The organism is Thalassovita sp., assembly GCF_034670005.1.
GTDB lineage: Bacteria > Pseudomonadota > Alphaproteobacteria > Rhodobacterales > Rhodobacteraceae > Thalassobius.
The window spans coordinates 1-15920 of sequence record NZ_JAXMOH010000002.1 but is presented as its reverse complement, the minus strand read 5'-3'; the positions used below and the strand labels follow the sequence as shown (position 1 = coordinate 15920).

General features: G+C 57.4%; 15 protein-coding genes. 3 read left to right on the top strand and 12 right to left on the bottom strand.

What is annotated here, in order from left to right; all coding sequences use genetic code 11:
* Positions 1–14 precede the first annotated feature (14 nt).
* On the bottom strand, positions 15–2468 hold the full coding sequence (locus VOI23_RS03975; protein ID WP_323781921.1) for an ATP-binding protein: 2454 nt from the start codon (positions 2466–2468) through the stop codon (positions 15–17).
* 240 nt (positions 2469–2708) lie between these two features.
* The gene (locus VOI23_RS03970) at positions 2709–3074 is read right to left on the bottom strand and encodes an oxidoreductase (RefSeq protein WP_323781918.1); all 366 of its coding nucleotides are present in this window, start codon (positions 3072–3074) and stop codon (positions 2709–2711) included.
* A 361-nt stretch (positions 3075–3435) separates the two neighbouring features.
* Between VOI23_RS03970 and VOI23_RS03965 the strand changes: the two genes are divergently transcribed.
* Positions 3436–4050: a response regulator transcription factor gene (locus VOI23_RS03965; RefSeq protein WP_323781913.1), complete on the top strand. Its 615-nt coding sequence runs from the start codon at positions 3436–3438 to the stop codon at positions 4048–4050.
* A 171-nt stretch (positions 4051–4221) separates the two neighbouring features.
* Here the strand turns inward: VOI23_RS03965 and VOI23_RS03960 are convergent, their stop codons facing one another.
* From VOI23_RS03960 to VOI23_RS03950, 3 genes are read right to left on the bottom strand one after another with little or no spacing between them, the layout of a single operon-like run.
* Positions 4222–5280, bottom strand: a complete 1059-nt coding sequence (locus tag VOI23_RS03960) for a methyltetrahydrofolate cobalamin methyltransferase (protein WP_323781910.1) — start codon at positions 5278–5280, stop codon at positions 4222–4224.
* Positions 5281–5284: 4 nt separating this feature from the next.
* Positions 5285–6217, bottom strand: a complete 933-nt coding sequence (locus tag VOI23_RS03955) for a methylenetetrahydrofolate reductase (RefSeq protein ID WP_323781907.1) — start codon at positions 6215–6217, stop codon at positions 5285–5287.
* Between the two features lie 32 nt (positions 6218–6249).
* Positions 6250–6552: a virulence factor gene (locus tag VOI23_RS03950; protein WP_323781905.1), complete on the bottom strand. Its 303-nt coding sequence runs from the start codon at positions 6550–6552 to the stop codon at positions 6250–6252.
* Between the two features lie 192 nt (positions 6553–6744).
* On the opposite strand from VOI23_RS03950, the gene VOI23_RS03945 reads away from it, so the two are divergent.
* Both VOI23_RS03945 and VOI23_RS03940 read left to right on the top strand, forming a co-directional pair.
* The gene (locus tag VOI23_RS03945) at positions 6745–7857 is read left to right on the top strand and encodes a Ppx/GppA phosphatase family protein (RefSeq protein WP_323781902.1); all 1113 of its coding nucleotides are present in this window, start codon (positions 6745–6747) and stop codon (positions 7855–7857) included.
* Positions 7858–7931: 74 nt separating this feature from the next.
* Positions 7932–8669 (top strand): RlmE family RNA methyltransferase, encoded by a 738-nt coding sequence (locus tag VOI23_RS03940; RefSeq protein ID WP_323781899.1) that lies wholly within the window; start codon positions 7932–7934, stop codon positions 8667–8669.
* Between the two features lie 15 nt (positions 8670–8684).
* On the opposite strand, the gene VOI23_RS03935 is transcribed toward VOI23_RS03940, so the two are convergent.
* The 7 genes from VOI23_RS03935 to VOI23_RS03905 all read right to left on the bottom strand — a co-directional run bounded on the left by VOI23_RS03935 (position 8685) and on the right by VOI23_RS03905 (position 15784).
* Positions 8685–8876: a hypothetical protein gene (locus VOI23_RS03935; protein WP_323781896.1), complete on the bottom strand. Its 192-nt coding sequence runs from the start codon at positions 8874–8876 to the stop codon at positions 8685–8687.
* Positions 8877–8985: 109 nt separating this feature from the next.
* The gene (locus VOI23_RS03930; RefSeq protein WP_323781892.1) at positions 8986–10398 is read right to left on the bottom strand and encodes an exonuclease domain-containing protein; all 1413 of its coding nucleotides are present in this window, start codon (positions 10396–10398) and stop codon (positions 8986–8988) included.
* Entirely contained in the window at positions 10398–10922 is a 525-nt protein-coding gene (locus tag VOI23_RS03925; RefSeq protein ID WP_323781890.1) for a hypothetical protein, read from the bottom strand. The genes VOI23_RS03930 and VOI23_RS03925 overlap by 1 nt, the downstream gene beginning before the upstream one ends.
* 21 nt (positions 10923–10943) lie before the next feature.
* Entirely contained in the window at positions 10944–12767 is a 1824-nt protein-coding gene (locus VOI23_RS03920; RefSeq protein WP_323781887.1) for a DUF294 nucleotidyltransferase-like domain-containing protein, read from the bottom strand.
* 211 nt (positions 12768–12978) lie between these two features.
* Positions 12979–14766, bottom strand: coding sequence for a sodium:solute symporter family protein (locus VOI23_RS03915; protein WP_323781884.1), 1788 nt, complete (start codon positions 14764–14766; stop codon positions 12979–12981).
* Positions 14767–14769: 3 nt separating this feature from the next.
* Complete coding sequence (locus tag VOI23_RS03910; protein ID WP_323781881.1) at positions 14770–15042, bottom strand: DUF4212 domain-containing protein; 273 nt, start codon at positions 15040–15042, stop codon at positions 14770–14772.
* 58 nt (positions 15043–15100) lie between these two features.
* Complete coding sequence (locus tag VOI23_RS03905) at positions 15101–15784, bottom strand: adenylate kinase (RefSeq protein ID WP_323781879.1); 684 nt, start codon at positions 15782–15784, stop codon at positions 15101–15103.
* Positions 15785–15920 lie beyond the last annotated feature (136 nt).

Sequence of the window (15920 nt, the reverse complement as noted above, 5' to 3'; positions counted from 1 at the left end):
AGCACCGGGCTTGGTCAATTGGAGTATTGCGTTCGGATAGTCTGGTCGTTGAGATCAGGGATATCGGCGTTGGCAAGAAACTCTTTCAGCTCGGTCCGGGTATCGTTCCAGAGCGATGAAATAATCGGACCCAAGTTGTTCAGGTCACAGTCATCCCCGGTTTGCAGACTGCTTTCCATCTGGTTAAGAGCGGCACGAAACCGCTCTGCCCCTGTAATCGCCGCGGTGCCGGCCAGCCGATGCAGCTTGATGGCGATATCGCCCGGTACCTGCCAATCGGTTTGGTCCAGCCCTGCCAATACCTCCTGGACTTCGCGGCAGAAATCTTTGATCAGTTCGCGCCCCTTATCCGGTCCCAGATTCTGAATGACCTGTCGCAGATGCGCTTGGTCCAGCAAGACAGATTCATTGCGGTTCATTTCCATCCCGCCTTCGCCGGTCAACACCGCCCGCACGCTGCTGCGACTGATCGGCTTGGACACGACCGCATCCATTCCCGCGTCGCTGAACTCGGTTGTGTCCTGATCAAAGACATGGGCCGTCACCGCGACGATCCGGCTTTCGCAAGAAGCCCCGCCAGCGCGGATCAAGCGGGTGGCTTCAATCCCACCCATGACCGGCATGCTGATATCCATCAGGATGGTATCGAACCGCGTTTCGCGCGCCCTTTCCAGCCCATCCTTGCCGTTGACGGCCTCGGTCACCTGATGGCCGTCCCGCTGCAGCAAATTGCGCAGCACGAAACGATTGGTGGGATTGTCTTCGACGATCAGAATCGATAGCGCCTTTTCCGGTGGTGCCACATCGTCGTCGTCGGAAAGCAACAATTCGGCAGGGTCCGCCGGTCGCAATGCGATGCGGATCCAGAACACGCTGCCTTCGCCGGGGATACTGTCGACCCCGATTTCGCCCCCCATTGCAGTGATGATACGCCGGGCAATGCCAAGCCCCAGTCCGGTGCCTTCGCGCTGTTCCCGATTGTTGTCTTCAACACGAGCGAAGTCGTCGAAAATGCGCGCCTGTTCGTCCTCCGGCACACCAACCCCGGTATCAGCGACCTGCACTTCCAGACTGGTCGACCCCTGTCCCTTGGACCGGGAAGCATTCACGGTAACGGTGATATCGCCGTTTTCGGTGAACTTCACCGCGTTTCCAAGAAGATTAAGAAGAACCTGGTGCAATCGTTTTTCATCGCCATGGAAACAGCCCAGATTTTCAGGATGTTTTTCCAGCAAAAGCCGGTTCCCGCGTCGTGACGCAGCAAGTTTCATCGGCGCAATTGACCGTTCGAGAAGCTTATCCAAATCGAAACTGGTTTCGTTCAGCGTTATCTCGTCCGCTTCTAACCGGGCAATATCAAGAACGTCGTTGACATGATTGAGAAGCGTCTCGCCAGAATTCTGCAGCAGATCGAGATAATGTTCGATTTCGTAGTGTGTTTGATGTTGCTCATCGCGCATCAGATCGACGACGCCCAAAATCCCATTGAGCGGGGTGCGCATTTCATGGCTCATCACCGCGAGGAACCGGGATTTCGCCCGCTCTCCAGCCAAAGCCCTGTCGCGCGATTGCCGCAACGCCTGTTCGGCGTTCTTCCGTTCGGTGATATCGCGCAGAAAGTAGACGTGGAACTTGCTGGTTCCAACCTCAGCCACCCCCTGAGAAACCTCTACCGGGATTTCCCGTCCATCGGCAGATCCAAGCCGCAATTGCAGCCCAGCAATCCGGCCGCTGGACACAAAGGGTAAACTGGCGAATTCGCCGTGTTCGTTCATCAACGAACGGTCGAAAGCTTGGCCCAACGCGGCATCCCTTTCGATTTTCAGCAGTTCCTCGGCGGCGTGATTGAATTCAACTATATGACCGTTTCCGTCGGTCACAATAAGCGCATCCGACGTGGTACCCAAAACTTCGGCCAACCGCACCGATGTAGCCTGATGTTCCCTGGCACTTTTAGCGGTCTTCAGGTTGAGCCGGAAAAGCAACGCCGCCAACATGGCCAGGGATGCCATCAGGATCACTGTCACGATGGACAGCCGCAGCATGACACGGCCTACCTCTTCACGCGCCTGCTGCCCCTGTACCACTCCGACCGCATTGCCCCGCACGGCAAGCTGCCGCACCAGTTTTTCGACCGCGCCATATTCGGCAGCAAGGCGCGAAGCATTGGAAGCCAACACACTGTTATCAACATCAATCAGCGGTGCCAGATTATCGTTCTGAACCCTTAATTTCTCTAATGTTTCAATGTTGCCGGAGGCAATCAGCGCAGCCCGGTAAAGCGGACTGTTCCAAAGCGTTTCAATCCGACTGTAATAGACATTGAAACGCCGCTGCACTTCGACCGCGGCCTCGGCGGGATCGGCCTGCGCCACGGATAGGTTTATCAGACTTATTTCAAGCTGTAAAAACTCAACTTCGAGCTGGCCCAGCGTCCAAACCACGTTATCCGTTTGCGAGCTGCGCAAATCCCTTATCTTTTGCGCCGATAATGTCCAAAGCTGGATCGAGAGCACCAAGGTTACTCCGATGGCAAGGCAAAGCAGAAAAATGTGGACCCAGCGAAAATTACCCCTCAAATCCCGCGGCCCGCTCATGCAACCGTCCTTTTCCAATTCAGCAAAAAAGATTCGTCCCAACGAAGCCAGTAAAACTGACATTGGTGTGGACGGCCTTAAAGCTATAAGAAATGTTGCGGGCAGAACAGCCTATTGCAGCAGCGCGATGCGATCCAACTGCCAGACGCTGCGGGCATAGGTGGTTTCGGATTGGAATTTCACATCGCTATCATAAGGAAACACGACCCATAGCGGCCCCTTATCGCGCGCCGTCATCGGTTTGCCATTGCGCATATAGGCGACAAGTGCACCAAGATCGCCGACTTCCTCGACTTCGATCTCGATCAAATATTCATTCAGCGCGCTCAACTCCAGCGTGCCTTCGCTTACGTCCAGATGCCGGATCAAATCTTTCAGCCAAACCCCTTCGAATGTCTGAAGCCCTTCGGTCCATATGGTCGAGGTCTCGAACCCGGCATGGGGCAGCTTTTTCAAATCCTCCACAGTCATACGCACCGGCTCTTGTCCGGACGCCTCCGGATACTGAAACTCGAGAACGAATTTCTGTTCTTGTGTCGCGACGGATTGGCCTTGTTCAGACGTGTTGGAGGCCGCATCTTCGGCGACCGCAACACTTCCCCATATACCTAACGCTGCAGAGGCAGCCAGGATAGCGCAAACGAATCGTGGCATGTCAGTTCAGTACCTCCACATAGGTGCTCGAAAGATCACCAGAAAAAACTAAGCTGTCTATAGCCCTATCCCTAAGCATAGGATATTGTAAATTCACTTTGCTTAATCTGATTACTATCAAGGTTCATAGGTCCCAAGACTGTTTTGGATTGCCAAATTTCGGCAAATTGGTGGAGCATTTCACATGAAGAAAATTTTGATCGCGGACGATCATGATCTCGTCCGGGAAACGCTCGCCGATTATATTCGCAATGCCGGTGAATTCAGCGTCGATCAAGCCTCCAGCCTTGATGAATGCCTTGACCAGATCCATCAAAACGGCGCCTACGATTTGGTGCTTCTTGATTTCACCATGCCGGGCATGACATTGCCCGACGGGCTTCTGCATACGCTGGAAGCAAATTCGAACCATCCGGTCGCAATCATTTCCGGTACCGCTTCGCCAGAAACTGCGCGCCGCGCGCTGGCCTCTGGAGCTGCGGGTTTTCTGCCCAAAACGATCGCACCGGAAACCCTGATCAGCGCGGTGCGTCATTTGCTGAGCGGAGGCATCTACACGCCTCAACAATTTCTGGAATCGGAAAAAGGTGGTGACCATGCCCCACATTTGACCCCGCGTGAATTGGATGTGCTGCGCGGAATTTGCGAAGGCAAAGCGAACAAAGAAATTGCCCGCGATCTGGAGGTGCAGGAAGTGACGATCAAGCTGCATGTTAAAACACTCAGCCGAAAGCTACAGGCCCGTAACCGCACCCATGCGGCGATGATCGCACGGGATATGAACCTGATCTGGCCCTAACCGCCACCCCTGCTGCATATACCGTCTTGGCAACGACACAGGAACCCGCCTTGCACGAATGCAGAGCGACCGCTGGGGGCGCTGATATCCCCAGCCAAATCAAGCAAAAGCGTTTTCCGTTAATCAGGCAAACGTCATTTACACAGCACCATATCGCCGTGATCTCAAGGTTTACGCTCGCCGACGGCGCCCGCCGCTACGCCGACCACGCCCTTCGGCGGCGCCGGGCGTTTCGGGGGCCTTGTTGGTTCGAATCCAGGCGGCGCCATGCGGATCGTTGTCGGTCAGCAGGTTGGCCGCGCGGATCGCCTCCATTTCAGACCCCGCACGTGGCTGGGTCGACCCCATGCCAAATATCTTCACAAAGTCTTCATCATCCATATCCGCCGGCAGGATGATGCCCGTCGCTTCAATCAGCGCCTTTTTCTCGGCGATTTTCATCTGCGAAATGGGCAGAGCCACCGGATTCATGATCGCACTGGTCATGCCCGCCCCCATTGCCATCGGCAAAAAGGCGTTGTTAATGCCATGCCGATTGGGCAGGCCGAAAGAAATGTTCGAAGCGCCACATGTGGTGTTGACCCCCAATTCTTCACGCAATCGCCGGACCAACTGAAACACCTGATTGCCTGCCGTCGCCATCGCGCCGATCGGCATCACCAGCGGGTCAACCACGATGTCATGGGCAGGAATGCCGAAATCCGCAGCGCGTTCGACGATCTTTTTGGCCACCGCGAAGCGCACGTCGGGGTCTTCGGAAATACCGGTATCGTCATTGGAGATCGCCACCACCGGCACATTGTATTTCTTAACCAGCGGCAGCACGAATTCCAGCCGCTCTTCTTCGCCCGTCACCGAATTCAACAGCGGGCGGCCCTCACAGGCTTCCAGACCTGCCTCCAAAGCCGCCGGCACCGAGCTATCGATGCACAGCGGCACGTCGACCAGCCCCTGCACAAGGTTGATCAGATCGCGCATCAAGGGCGGTTCGGTTTCATTCGGATTGGGGTTCGAATTATAGACCACCCCCGCATTGATATCCAAAACGGTCGCCCCGGCGGCGACCTGCGCCAGCGCGTCCTTTTCGACGGTCGAATAATCGCCCGCTTCCAGTTCTGCGGCCAGTTTCTTGCGGCCCGTGGGATTGATCCGCTCGCCGATCACGCAGAAAGGCTGATCGAAGCCGATGATCGCGGTCTTGGATTTCGATTCAACGATGGTGCGGGTCATAGTGTTATCCTTGCTGGTTGGCGGGGGTCGCCGCAGCGCCGCCGTTTTTGATCGCCCAGTTGGCATTGCTCGTGATGCCGCCCAACGGGAAGAAATGAACGTGTTCAATATTGAAATCGGGGTTGGCCGCCTTGTGTGCAGCCAGCTCTGCGATCACCTCGGTCGGCTCATATGGCAGGACCAGCTTGGTCACGTCCATCGCACGTTTTTGCAAAACTCTCAGCGACGGACCCACACCACAGGCCACGGCGAACCTGATCAGAGTTTGCAACTTTGCCGGACCGGCGATGCCGATATGGATTGGCAGGTCGATGCCTTCGGTCTGTAGACGGTTGGCCCATTCGATGATCGGTTTTGCCTCGAAGCAGAACTGCGTCGCCAGAGCCATCTGAGCATCTGTTCGGTCGTTGAACGCCTGCTTCCAGCGCAGCGCCTGCATCACCTGCGCGTCGCCGCCATCAGGATCGATATCCTTGTTGCCCTCGGGATGCCCCGCCACGTGCAGCCGGTCGAACCCAGCCTTGTCGAACAGGCCGGTTTCGAGAAGCTGCATCGAGGACTCAAATTCCCCAACCGGGTCGGCAACGCCACCGGCCAGCAGCAAACCCTGTTTGACTCCGGCCTCGCCCTGGTAGCGGGCGATCCAGTCGGACAACGTCGCGGCGTCCCTGATGATCCGCGCCGGGAAATGCGGCATCACATTGAAACCGTCGGCAGCCAGCCGCGCGGCGGTCGCCACCATCTCTTCGATGGGGGTGCCGTCAATATGGGCGATATAGACGCGTGTTCCCTCGGGCAACAGATCGCGGAAATTGTCCACTTTCGCCGCCGTGCGCGGCATGACTTCGATCGAATAGCCCTGCAACAAAGCCTCGACCTGAGGAATGACCGTCGTTGCCGACGTTTCTTCGCGTCTGCGGAAATTCAGCAATGCCATCACAGTTTCCTTCAATTTTGCTGGATCAAGGCTCACGCCCGGTCCCATCCTTCATTGTCGATCAACGCCTTCAGGCGCTGTTGATCAAATTCGTCTTCAAGCCGCGCCGCTTCGCGCGTTGCGATTTCCACCGGATCACCCTCAACCGGATATGGTGCCGCTTTGCGCCATTCGGCCAGATAGCTGTCGGTATCTGACGCCCCCACCTTCATTGCGGCGCGATCAATGGCTTGCTCAAACCGTTCGGCCAATGGCTTTTTGGCCCCGCGACGTCCCTTTCCGACAATCACTTGCGCCGGAATATCGCGCCAATAAACGATGGTGACATCTGGCATGGTCGGTGTGATTCTCCTGTTCTTCTCCTTCATGCTTAAACCGGTCAATTTGCGGTACGAGGACGGTTTTCGACATTCCCGCGACGTCGAGCGACCAAATGCAGCATCGTGACAGATTTGCCGACGTGCCGCTTGCGCAAGGACAAAGTTATCACTACCTTGGAGGCAACTCGAAATGGAGGGCGTGTTGTTATGGCGCCCAAGCGTCCCAAAGGTGCGGGCGCATTCCCAAAACCGGTTGAGAGCCCCGCGCCGAAACCGCCGGATACAGCTGAGCTTTATGCCGCGCTGGATCTGGGGACCAATAGTTGTCGCATGCTGATTGCCCAACCAAAGGGCAGCCAGTTTCATGTGGTGGATAGTTTTTCCAAGTCCGTCCAACTGGGATCGGGCTTGGAAACGACCGGCCGTCTAAGCCGGGCGTCGATGGCGCGCACCACACAGGCACTGCGCATTTGCCAGCAGAAGCTGAAGCGGCACAAGGTCAAGCGGATGCGGCTTGTGGCCACCGAAGCCTGCCGCCGCGCCAAGAATTCCCGTGAATTCATTCGCCAGGTCCGCCGTGACACCGGCCTGCAGCTGGAAATTATCCAACCCGAAGAAGAAGCCCGGTTGGCGGTGATATCTTGTGCGCCACTGGTGTCCACAAAGACCGAACAATTGCTCGTGGTTGATATCGGCGGCGGATCGACTGAACTGGTCTGGATCGACCTGAGATCGGTGCCAAATCGGGATCGTCCCCGGGCGATCATGCGGCTGCATGCCGGTTTCCATCCCAGCGACAGCCCCTTTCCAGCAGCCAAGGTGGTCGACTGGATCAGTGTTCCGCTGGGCGTGGCAACGCTGCGCGATCAGTTCCGCGATGTCGAAGACGACTCTGCCCGCTTCGCCCTGATGAGCTGGTTCTTCGAAGAAAACCTGTCCGAATTTGCGCCTTATGCTAATGAACAGATACGCGAAGGGTTTCAGATCGTCGGCACCAGCGGCACCGTGACCACAGTGGCGGCTTCGCATCTGGGGTTGAAACGCTATGACCGGACCAAGGTGGATGGGCTGCGCATGACCTCGGATCAGATCGACAAGGTGATCCGCAACTACCTGATGTTGGGCCCGCAAGGCCGCCGCCGCGATCCGCGTATTGGCCAGGACCGACAGGCACTGATCATGTCGGGTGCAGCGATCCTGCAAGCGTTGCTGCGCTGCTGGCCAACCGACCGATTGTCAGTAGCCGACCGCGGTCTGCGCGAAGGGTTGCTTTATGCGCAGATGAGCGCGGACGGGGTTTTGGAAGACGGACCGTTCTGACGCGTCCCCTGAACCACCTTGATTCCGGGCCAGAAATTTAACATTTGGCCCCCTTAGAACGAATAGTTGAGACAATGGCAAAGAAACCAAGCACCAAAAACACCTCCGGGCGCGGGCAGCGCGACCTGACCGTCAAGGTCAAGACTGCACGCGGGCGCAAGATGAGCTCGACCCTCTGGCTACAGCGTCAGTTGAACGACCCTTATGTCAAACGTGCCAAGGCCGAAGGCTACCGTGGTCGCGCGGCATTCAAAATTCTTGAACTGGACGATAAGTTCCGTTTCCTCGTACCCGGTGCGCGGGTGGTCGATCTGGGCTGCGCCCCCGGCGGCTGGTGTCAGGTCGCGGTAGGCCGGGTCAATGCGCTGGGCGAAAAACAGGGCAAAAAAGTCGGGACTGTTCTGGGCATCGACCTGCAGGAAGTCGAACCCATTGCCGGGGCTGAAACCCATCAGTTGGATTTCATGGAGGACGATGCCGACCAGCAGGTCAAGGATTGGCTGGGCGGTATGGCCGATGTGGTGATGTCGGATATGGCTGCCTCGGCCTCGGGGCACAAACAGACCGACCATTTGCGCATTATCGCGCTCTGCGAAGCAGCCGCCTATTTCGCCTTCGACGTTCTGGAAGACGGAGGCACTTTCGTCGCCAAGGTTCTGGCCGGCGGTGCCGAGGGTGAGCTGCAAAAGCTACTGAAGCAAAAGTTCACCAAGGTGGTGAATGTGAAACCGCCTGCATCGCGATCCGACAGTTCGGAAAAATTCGTTGTGGCCACCGGTTTTCGAGGCGACACCGGATCGGAAGAAGACTAGCCTGTAAAAGTTACTTCAGGCCCGGCCGGTCCGCTGAGAAAACGGGCTCAGGCTTGTGCATGCGGAATGGCGCAACGCTGCGGCCAGCGGCGCTTTCAGCGGTTCTTCACAATGTCTGCGGCGTTGGTCCGACAGGTTTTCCTGGCGGATCAATTCGAACAGACGCCCGTGCCGGGCGCGAATGATATCATTGACCATGGGCTGCATTGCCTGCCTCATCTTTGACTAGACAAGTACTCTCACGCCCAATTGTGGCGGATTTTGATCGCCTTCGCAGCGAAAGCAGGGAAAATCCACGTTTCGGCTCAACTCCTGTTCAGTTCAGGTCCTTCAACAAACGACCATGTTTGCGCATCTCATTCAGTAAATCACCAAAGGTGACGAGACCGCGCGCTTCCAGCATTGGCAGCATTCGGCACAACACCCGTGCCGTGGCGCACGCATCGCCCAACGCGCTATGACGCTCCGCCTCAGGGATCTCTACCCCCAACCGATCACATAGCGCATCCAGTGTATGGTTTTCGCTAGCCCCAAACAGCACCGCTGAAACCAACACCGTATCCAGCACCGGATGATCCCAACCCAAGCCCAGCCGATTGCCGTGCCGGTGCATGAAGGCCATATCGAAAGGCGCGTTATGGGCGACGATCACTGCATCACGGGAAAATTTGTGAAACGCCCGTACCGCGCTATCGACCGGGGCCGCATCCGCCACCATCGCATCCGTGATCCCATGCACCTTTGTCGACCCGGGCGGGATCGGCATCGACGGGTTCACCAGCATATCCAGAGCTTCACCCTGAACGATTTTGCCGCGCACGACGCGCAGCGCGCCAAGCTGCACGATTTCGTCCTTGTGTGGCAGCAGGCCGGTGGTTTCACTGTCAAACACCACGAAAGTCAGGTCTGACAGCCGGGTGTCATCGGCACAGGTACCATCAGCCTGTTCCAGCAGATCGAAATCATAGATCAAAGGCCGCGCGGCTTCCGGTTCTATCGTCGCATGGGCTTCGTCGATGATCAGCATGTAACCCGATCCGTTGTCCAGCGGCGTCATTCTCAGTTCGAAATCCTGTTCGCCCTCTGCACCGTCCGCGTTAAACGCCACCTCTTGTCCGGTTTTGATCAGCTTGGCCCATGCCGTTTCAATGGCAGTGCGTTCAAAATAGTCGAAAATCGACGCATTCAGTCGGGGCGTGTGGATTTGCCCCAGAACCGCTGCCGATTGCGCATCATATAGCACGATTTGGTGACGGGCATTGATCAGGACCATCGCCACCGGGATATCGGATAATAGCGCGGTCAAACGCTCCATTTCCTGCTGCAACCGTGCTGTTTTCCTGGCGATTTCGCCCGCGCTATCGAGAGTACTCTCGGCCAATTGCCGCGATAGCGCATCGGCCGCCGGGGCCAGATCTCCGAGATAGCGCGCATCACCGATATCCACGCCGCCAAACACTCCGGCGTGGGCCCCGACCCGCAGCCGGGCCGAGAGGCGCTCAATCGGTTTGGCGACATTTTCATCGAACAACAGCCAGATCCCTACCGCCAACCCCAGAATGCCAAACGCGGCGATTATGCCAGCCTGTACGAAAGCCGACAGCAAATCACCCGACAGCGCCCTGAGATATCCGACATAAAGTCCTGCACAAATCGCCGCGATGCCACCAAAGGCGACCAGAACAAAGAAAAGGAAAACACGCAGGCGCAGGCTCAGTTGCAGGAACATCAGTCGACCTCGGCGCATAGCACTTCGAAAAGTCCATGCTCGGTAGCGAGAGCGGACCAGTTTGCATCGGTCACCTGGCCGGTCTCATCGAAGGTCGCACCGGGTGTCAGCGGCGCCTGACGGCGATTGGCGCAATCCACCAGAACCGGCCGGGCCTGAACCGGTGCCCAGCGGCCAAAAAACAGCAGATCGGCCATTTTCTGATCTGGCACAGCTGCGTTGGTACGAATGGACGCGGTATCGGCCGCCATGAAACGGGTCACAAACGGATGCAGGTAGGTCCATGGGCGATAGATGGCCTTACTTTCCACCCTCTGCGCGACAACGATTTCCGGTGGCAGGTTCGACGTTGTCCGCCCATACCAGCTATATTCGTTGGATATCGTGGCAACAATCATCGCCGCCCCGGCGGCCACCGGGATCAACCAGCGCGGCAATCGCCCGCCCATCCCCATATTCAATAGTAGCATCACGCCCGCCGCAGCGATCCCGGCCACAAAGGTTGCTATTAGCTCCAGAAACATCTCTTTTTCTCCCCCTCGGCGTTAACCGCCGACGCTGCGACTGTGCCCCAAGGCCGATTGCAGCGATTTAATCACCACGAATGCATTGCGCAGGTGGCTGCGTTCCAGATCCGACAATTCCGCCGGTTCCATATAGTTGTCGGGCACGTCGCCGCGCCGCACCTGTCGGGCCTGATGTGCCAGTCGGGTTTCGGCAATCAAATCATAGGCATCCAGCAGGTCGCGCGCACCTGAGAGGCTGAGCCCCCCTGCCCCGCCCGCCAGTTCCAAACGTGCCCGTGTGTTGACCGGTTCGATCTGGCCCATCAGCGCATAAATGCGGCCCAGATCGACAACCGGCACCACTCCGTTGTGTTTCAGATCAAGGCTATTTTTGTGATCTCCGGAGCGGATCGTAGCAAACCCGCGCAAAAGACCCAATGGCGGCGTATGTTTCAAAGAATTGCCAACCATATGCGCCACGAAAATCGAATTTGCACTGGCCTTGATCAGCGTTTCCCGTTGCAGATCGTTAAACAACGACAGCGTGCCGCCAATCGGGCGCAGGTCAAACATTACGCTGGCCAGCATCTGCGCCATTGGATCAGGTTGCGTGATCCAGCGATGAAAATAGTCGCGCCAGACCCGTAACGGCTGACACCATTTCGGATTGGTCGCCATCATGTCGCCCGGGCAATAGACATAACCGCAGGTATTGAGCCCATCGCAAACGAACTGCGCCAACGCCGTGAAATAGGGCATCTGGTCGTCCGTCACCGTATCGTCCAAAAACAGGCAATTGTCCTGATCACTGACCCCGGTCTGTTCCTGCCGTCCCTGACTGCCGCAGGCCAGCCACAGATAAGGCACCGGCGGCGGACCCAGCTTTTCTTCTGCGAGCATCAGCAAGCGGCGAGTCGCGGTATCGGCGACATCGGTGATCAGTCGGGTGACCACCTCATGCCGGTTGCCCGCGCCGACCAGTTGCACCAGCAACTGAGGAATGCGGGCAGTGACAATGGCCATATCCTCTGCCGTATCGGCATGGACGATCTGCGAAACCAGTTCGCCCGAAGACACAGCCTGAAACCGGGTCAGATCGGTCTGACTGACCATGCCGATCAATCGCCCGGATTCACAAATCGGTATATGACTGATCTTGCGTTCCATCATCGCATGCAGCACGTCCGATCCGATCGCGGACGGGGGCAATGTCAAAGGCCCCACGGTCATGACCTGGTTGGCAGGCGTATCCAGCGCCATTGCATCCGCCAAAACACGCCCCGCCAGATCGCGCACGCTCAATATCCCGACCAGCTGGTCGCCTTCGGTCACGCAAAGCGCCGCGATCCGTTTATCGCGCATCATCCGCGCCGCCTGCTGCACGGTTGTATCCGGAGCGCAGGAAATCGGGTTTCGTGTCATAAGTTCTTCGACCCGGCTGGTCGCCAGATCATTTGATTTGGGTCGGGGCGCGCGGGACCTGTCGAAAAACCGCCGCGCCGCATCATTGGTTTCGATCAGCGTTTCGAACGCCATTTTTGGCAACAACAGCAAAACGGTTTCTTCCAATGCGCGCGCCGTGGTAGCGGCATGCCCATCGCGGATCAGCCCGCGTTCGCCAAAGCTGTTACGCACCCCCAAAAGGGAAACCGGGACGTCGTTTTCATCACGAATTTCGATTTGGCCGGAATGGATCAGATAAAGACCTTCCAATGCGTCACCAAAACCATAGACTTGCTGACCGGCGCTAAACTTGTGCAATTCGAATGCCTCAACGAGCCGCGCCAACTCCTCTGCCGGGATCGCATCATAGGGATGGACCGAGGTCAGAAAGCGATGCAGATCAGGCAAGCTTGCAGGCATGGGGCGCTCCGAAAAAAGAAGGCAGGGACAGGTTTACGTCAATTCTACCGGGCTACAACCCGCCCGGGCGGTTTCTCCGGGGTCAGCCGCGACAGGCCCGGACATCGTCATTCAAAAATTGAGGCAAATTCGAAACATCCCGCCCGGCAAAAAAACCGGGCGGGATGCTGATTTTAGGATCGGACCCGGGGAGGCAGGTCCGATCCATGGATCAATGATCCTGGGCAGTGCCTGCGCCACGAGGGATGCGCACGCTCTCAACCAGGGCCTTGATCTCTTCCGGAGTCTCCTTGGTCATTCCTGCGACCAGATAGGCCACAGCAAAGTTGATCATCGCGCCAATGGCCCCGAACGAGGTCGACTTCACAGTTCCCAGCAGCGGCTCAGCATCTGTGAAACTGTTGGTGTCGGGGACGAAGAACCACCCCTTGTGCAGGAAGATATAGACCAAGGTCACGGTCAGACCAGCCAGCATACCCGCCACAGCACCAGTATTGTTGATCTTGGTCGAAAAGATCCCCATCATCAGAGCCGGGAAGATCGAAGCCGCCGCCAAACCAAACGCCAAAGCCACGGTTTGAGCCGCGAAACCCGGGGGGTTCAGCCCCAGATAGGTTGCCACACAGATCGCGACTGCCATGGCGACACGAGCCGACATAAGTTCACCCTTTTCCGAAATGTTCGGATTGAGCGAACCTTTGATGAGATCGTGCGACACGGCCGACGAGATTGCCAACAACAGACCGGCAGCAGTCGACAGCGCCGCGGCCAGACCACCAGCCGCGACCAGACCGATCACCCAACCCGGCAGGTTGGCAATTTCGGGATTGGCCAACACAAGGATGTCGCGGTTGAAGTTGGTCAATTCGTTCCCGGTCCAACCCTTTTCAGCAGCAATGGCCTGTAGATCGGCGCTTTGATCGTTATAGTACTGGATCGCACCATCGCCGTTCTTGTCTTCCCAGCCCAACAGACCGGTTTTTTCCCAGGTTGCCATCCAGGCATAGCGTTGGTCGTTTTCGATCTGTTGAACGGTCACCGCACCACCATCGATACCGCCATTGGGCCACATCATTTCAGTGATGTTGAGACGCGCCATCGCGCCCACCGCCGGGGCGGTCAGATACAGCAGCGCAATAAAAACCAGCGCCCAACCGGCCGACCAACGGGCATCCGCCACTTTCGGCACGGTGAAAAAGCGCATGATCACATGCGGCAGCCCCGCCGTTCCGATCATCAGCGAAAGGGTAAACAATACCATGTTCAATGTATCGGCATGATGCGCGGTATATTCGTTGAAGCCCAGCTCCTTGACGATGGCATCCAGCTTGGCCAGCAAAGGCTCGCCGCTGGCAGCGTGATCGCCAAACAGACCCAGAGCGGGGATTGGATTGCCGGTCAGCTGCAACGAGATGAAAATCGCCGGGATCGTATAGGCCAGGATCAGCACACAATATTGTGCAACCTGAGTATAGGTCACCCCTTTCATGCCGCCAAACACAGCATAGGCGAACACGATCACAGCGCCGATCAGCAGCCCGGTAGTATTGTCCACTTCCAGAAAGCGGCCAAATGCAACGCCGACGCCGGTCATCTGACCAATCACATAAGTGGTCGAGGCTACGATAAGGCAGACCACCGCCACCAAACGTGCGGTCGGGCTATAGAACCGGTCGCCGATGAATTCCGACACGGTGAATTTGCCGAACTTGCGCAGATAAGGCGCCAGCAGCAGCGCCAGCAGCACGTAACCGCCGGTCCACCCCATCAGGAAGGACGAATTGTCATAACCGGTAAAGGCGATGAGCCCCGCCATCGAGATAAAAGAGGCCGCCGACATCCAGTCGGCCGCCGTGGCCATCCCGTTGGTGACCGGGTGGACGCCACGGCCTGCGGCGTAGAATTCAGACGTGGACCCGGCGCGGGCCCAAATCGCGATGCCGATATAAAGCGCGAAAGACGCACCCACGAACAGCAGGTTGATGGTAAACTGATCCATGACTTATTCCTCATCCACGCCGTATTCACGGTCCAGCTTGTTCATGCGCCACGCGTAGTTGAAGATCAGCACCAGGAACACCAGGATGCTGCCCTGCTGAGCGAACCAGAAGCCCAGATCGGTTCCGCCGACGGCAATACCCGATAAGGCCGGTCGCAGCAAAATGCCGAACCCGAATGAAACCAATGCCCAAATCACCAGGCTGATAAAAATGATACGCAGATTAGCGGCCCAATAGGCCCCATCCGACGCTTGTGGTGTGTTGTGGTCCGCCATAATGCGGGTCCTCCTCTTCCTCCTGAACCCCGCCGGACCGTTCCGCCGGGGGCTGAACTCACGTCATGGATTTTTCGACCATGGCCGTAAGATCTGTCGCAATCGCTGCGATGTCCCCCATCGCGTCGATACGCTGCAGCACGTCTTTACTGTCGTAATACGTGATCAAAGGGGCCGTCTGGGCGTGATAGGCCTGCAACCGCTGAGCAACGGTTTCGGCGTTGTCATCCGCCCGCCGCTTGAAATCTGCGCCGCCGCATTTGTCGCACATGCCCGTGCGTTGTGGCTGTTTGAACCTGTCGTGATAGCCTTCGCCACACCCGGCGCAGGTGTAGCGGCCCGAAATCCGGGCCACCATCGCGGCATCATCGACCTCAAGGCTGACCGCAGCATTGATTTTCTGCCCGGTTTCCGCGAGCAGATCATCCAGCGCTTCGGCCTGCACCGTTGTGCGCGGGAACCCGTCAAGGATAACGCCACGTGCGCAATCGGGTTCGCCCAGACGGTCACGCAGGATGGCGATGACGATGTCATCGCTGACCAGATCGCCAGCGTCCATCACCGCCTTGGCCTTCTGGCCGGTTTCTGTTCCAGCGGCCACGGCGGCGCGTAAAAGATCGCCAGTCGACAACTGCACCAAACCGAATTCTTCCTCCAGCATCCGCGCCTGAGTGCCCTTACCGGCCCCAGGAGGTCCCAGCAAGATCAGGACGGAAGGGATCGTTTTTACAACAGATTCCATGACTTACCCCTTATTCATCCTGTTTTCGATGAGGTCGTCGACGACGGAAGGGTCGGCGAGGGTTGATGTGTCGCCAAGCGCGCCGTAGTCGTTTTCGGCGATCTTGCGCAGGATCCGGCGCATGATCTTGCCGGAC

Excerpts from the sequence above, each read along its gene's own strand:
- VOI23_RS03965 (WP_323781913.1), top strand. The coding sequence starts at position 3,436 with ATGAAGAAAATTTTGATCGCGGACGATCATGATCTCGTCCGGGAAACG.
- VOI23_RS03960 (WP_323781910.1), bottom strand. The coding sequence starts at position 5,280 with ATGACCCGCACCATCGTTGAATCGAAATCCAAGACCGCGATCATCGGC.
- VOI23_RS03955 (WP_323781907.1), bottom strand. The coding sequence starts at position 6,217 with ATGGCATTGCTGAATTTCCGCAGACGCGAAGAAACGTCGGCAACGACG.
- VOI23_RS03950 (WP_323781905.1), bottom strand. The coding sequence starts at position 6,552 with ATGCCAGATGTCACCATCGTTTATTGGCGCGATATTCCGGCGCAAGTG.
- VOI23_RS03945 (WP_323781902.1), top strand. The coding sequence starts at position 6,745 with ATGGCGCCCAAGCGTCCCAAAGGTGCGGGCGCATTCCCAAAACCGGTT.
- VOI23_RS03940 (WP_323781899.1), top strand. The coding sequence starts at position 7,932 with ATGGCAAAGAAACCAAGCACCAAAAACACCTCCGGGCGCGGGCAGCGC.
- VOI23_RS03935 (WP_323781896.1), bottom strand. The coding sequence starts at position 8,876 with ATGCAGCCCATGGTCAATGATATCATTCGCGCCCGGCACGGGCGTCTG.
- VOI23_RS03930 (WP_323781892.1), bottom strand. The coding sequence starts at position 10,398 with ATGTTCCTGCAACTGAGCCTGCGCCTGCGTGTTTTCCTTTTCTTTGTT.
- VOI23_RS03925 (WP_323781890.1), bottom strand. The coding sequence starts at position 10,922 with ATGTTTCTGGAGCTAATAGCAACCTTTGTGGCCGGGATCGCTGCGGCG.
- VOI23_RS03920 (WP_323781887.1), bottom strand. The coding sequence starts at position 12,767 with ATGCCTGCAAGCTTGCCTGATCTGCATCGCTTTCTGACCTCGGTCCAT.
- VOI23_RS03915 (WP_323781884.1), bottom strand. The coding sequence starts at position 14,766 with ATGGATCAGTTTACCATCAACCTGCTGTTCGTGGGTGCGTCTTTCGCG.
- VOI23_RS03910 (WP_323781881.1), bottom strand. The coding sequence starts at position 15,042 with ATGGCGGACCACAACACACCACAAGCGTCGGATGGGGCCTATTGGGCC.
- VOI23_RS03905 (WP_323781879.1), bottom strand. The coding sequence starts at position 15,784 with ATGGAATCTGTTGTAAAAACGATCCCTTCCGTCCTGATCTTGCTGGGA.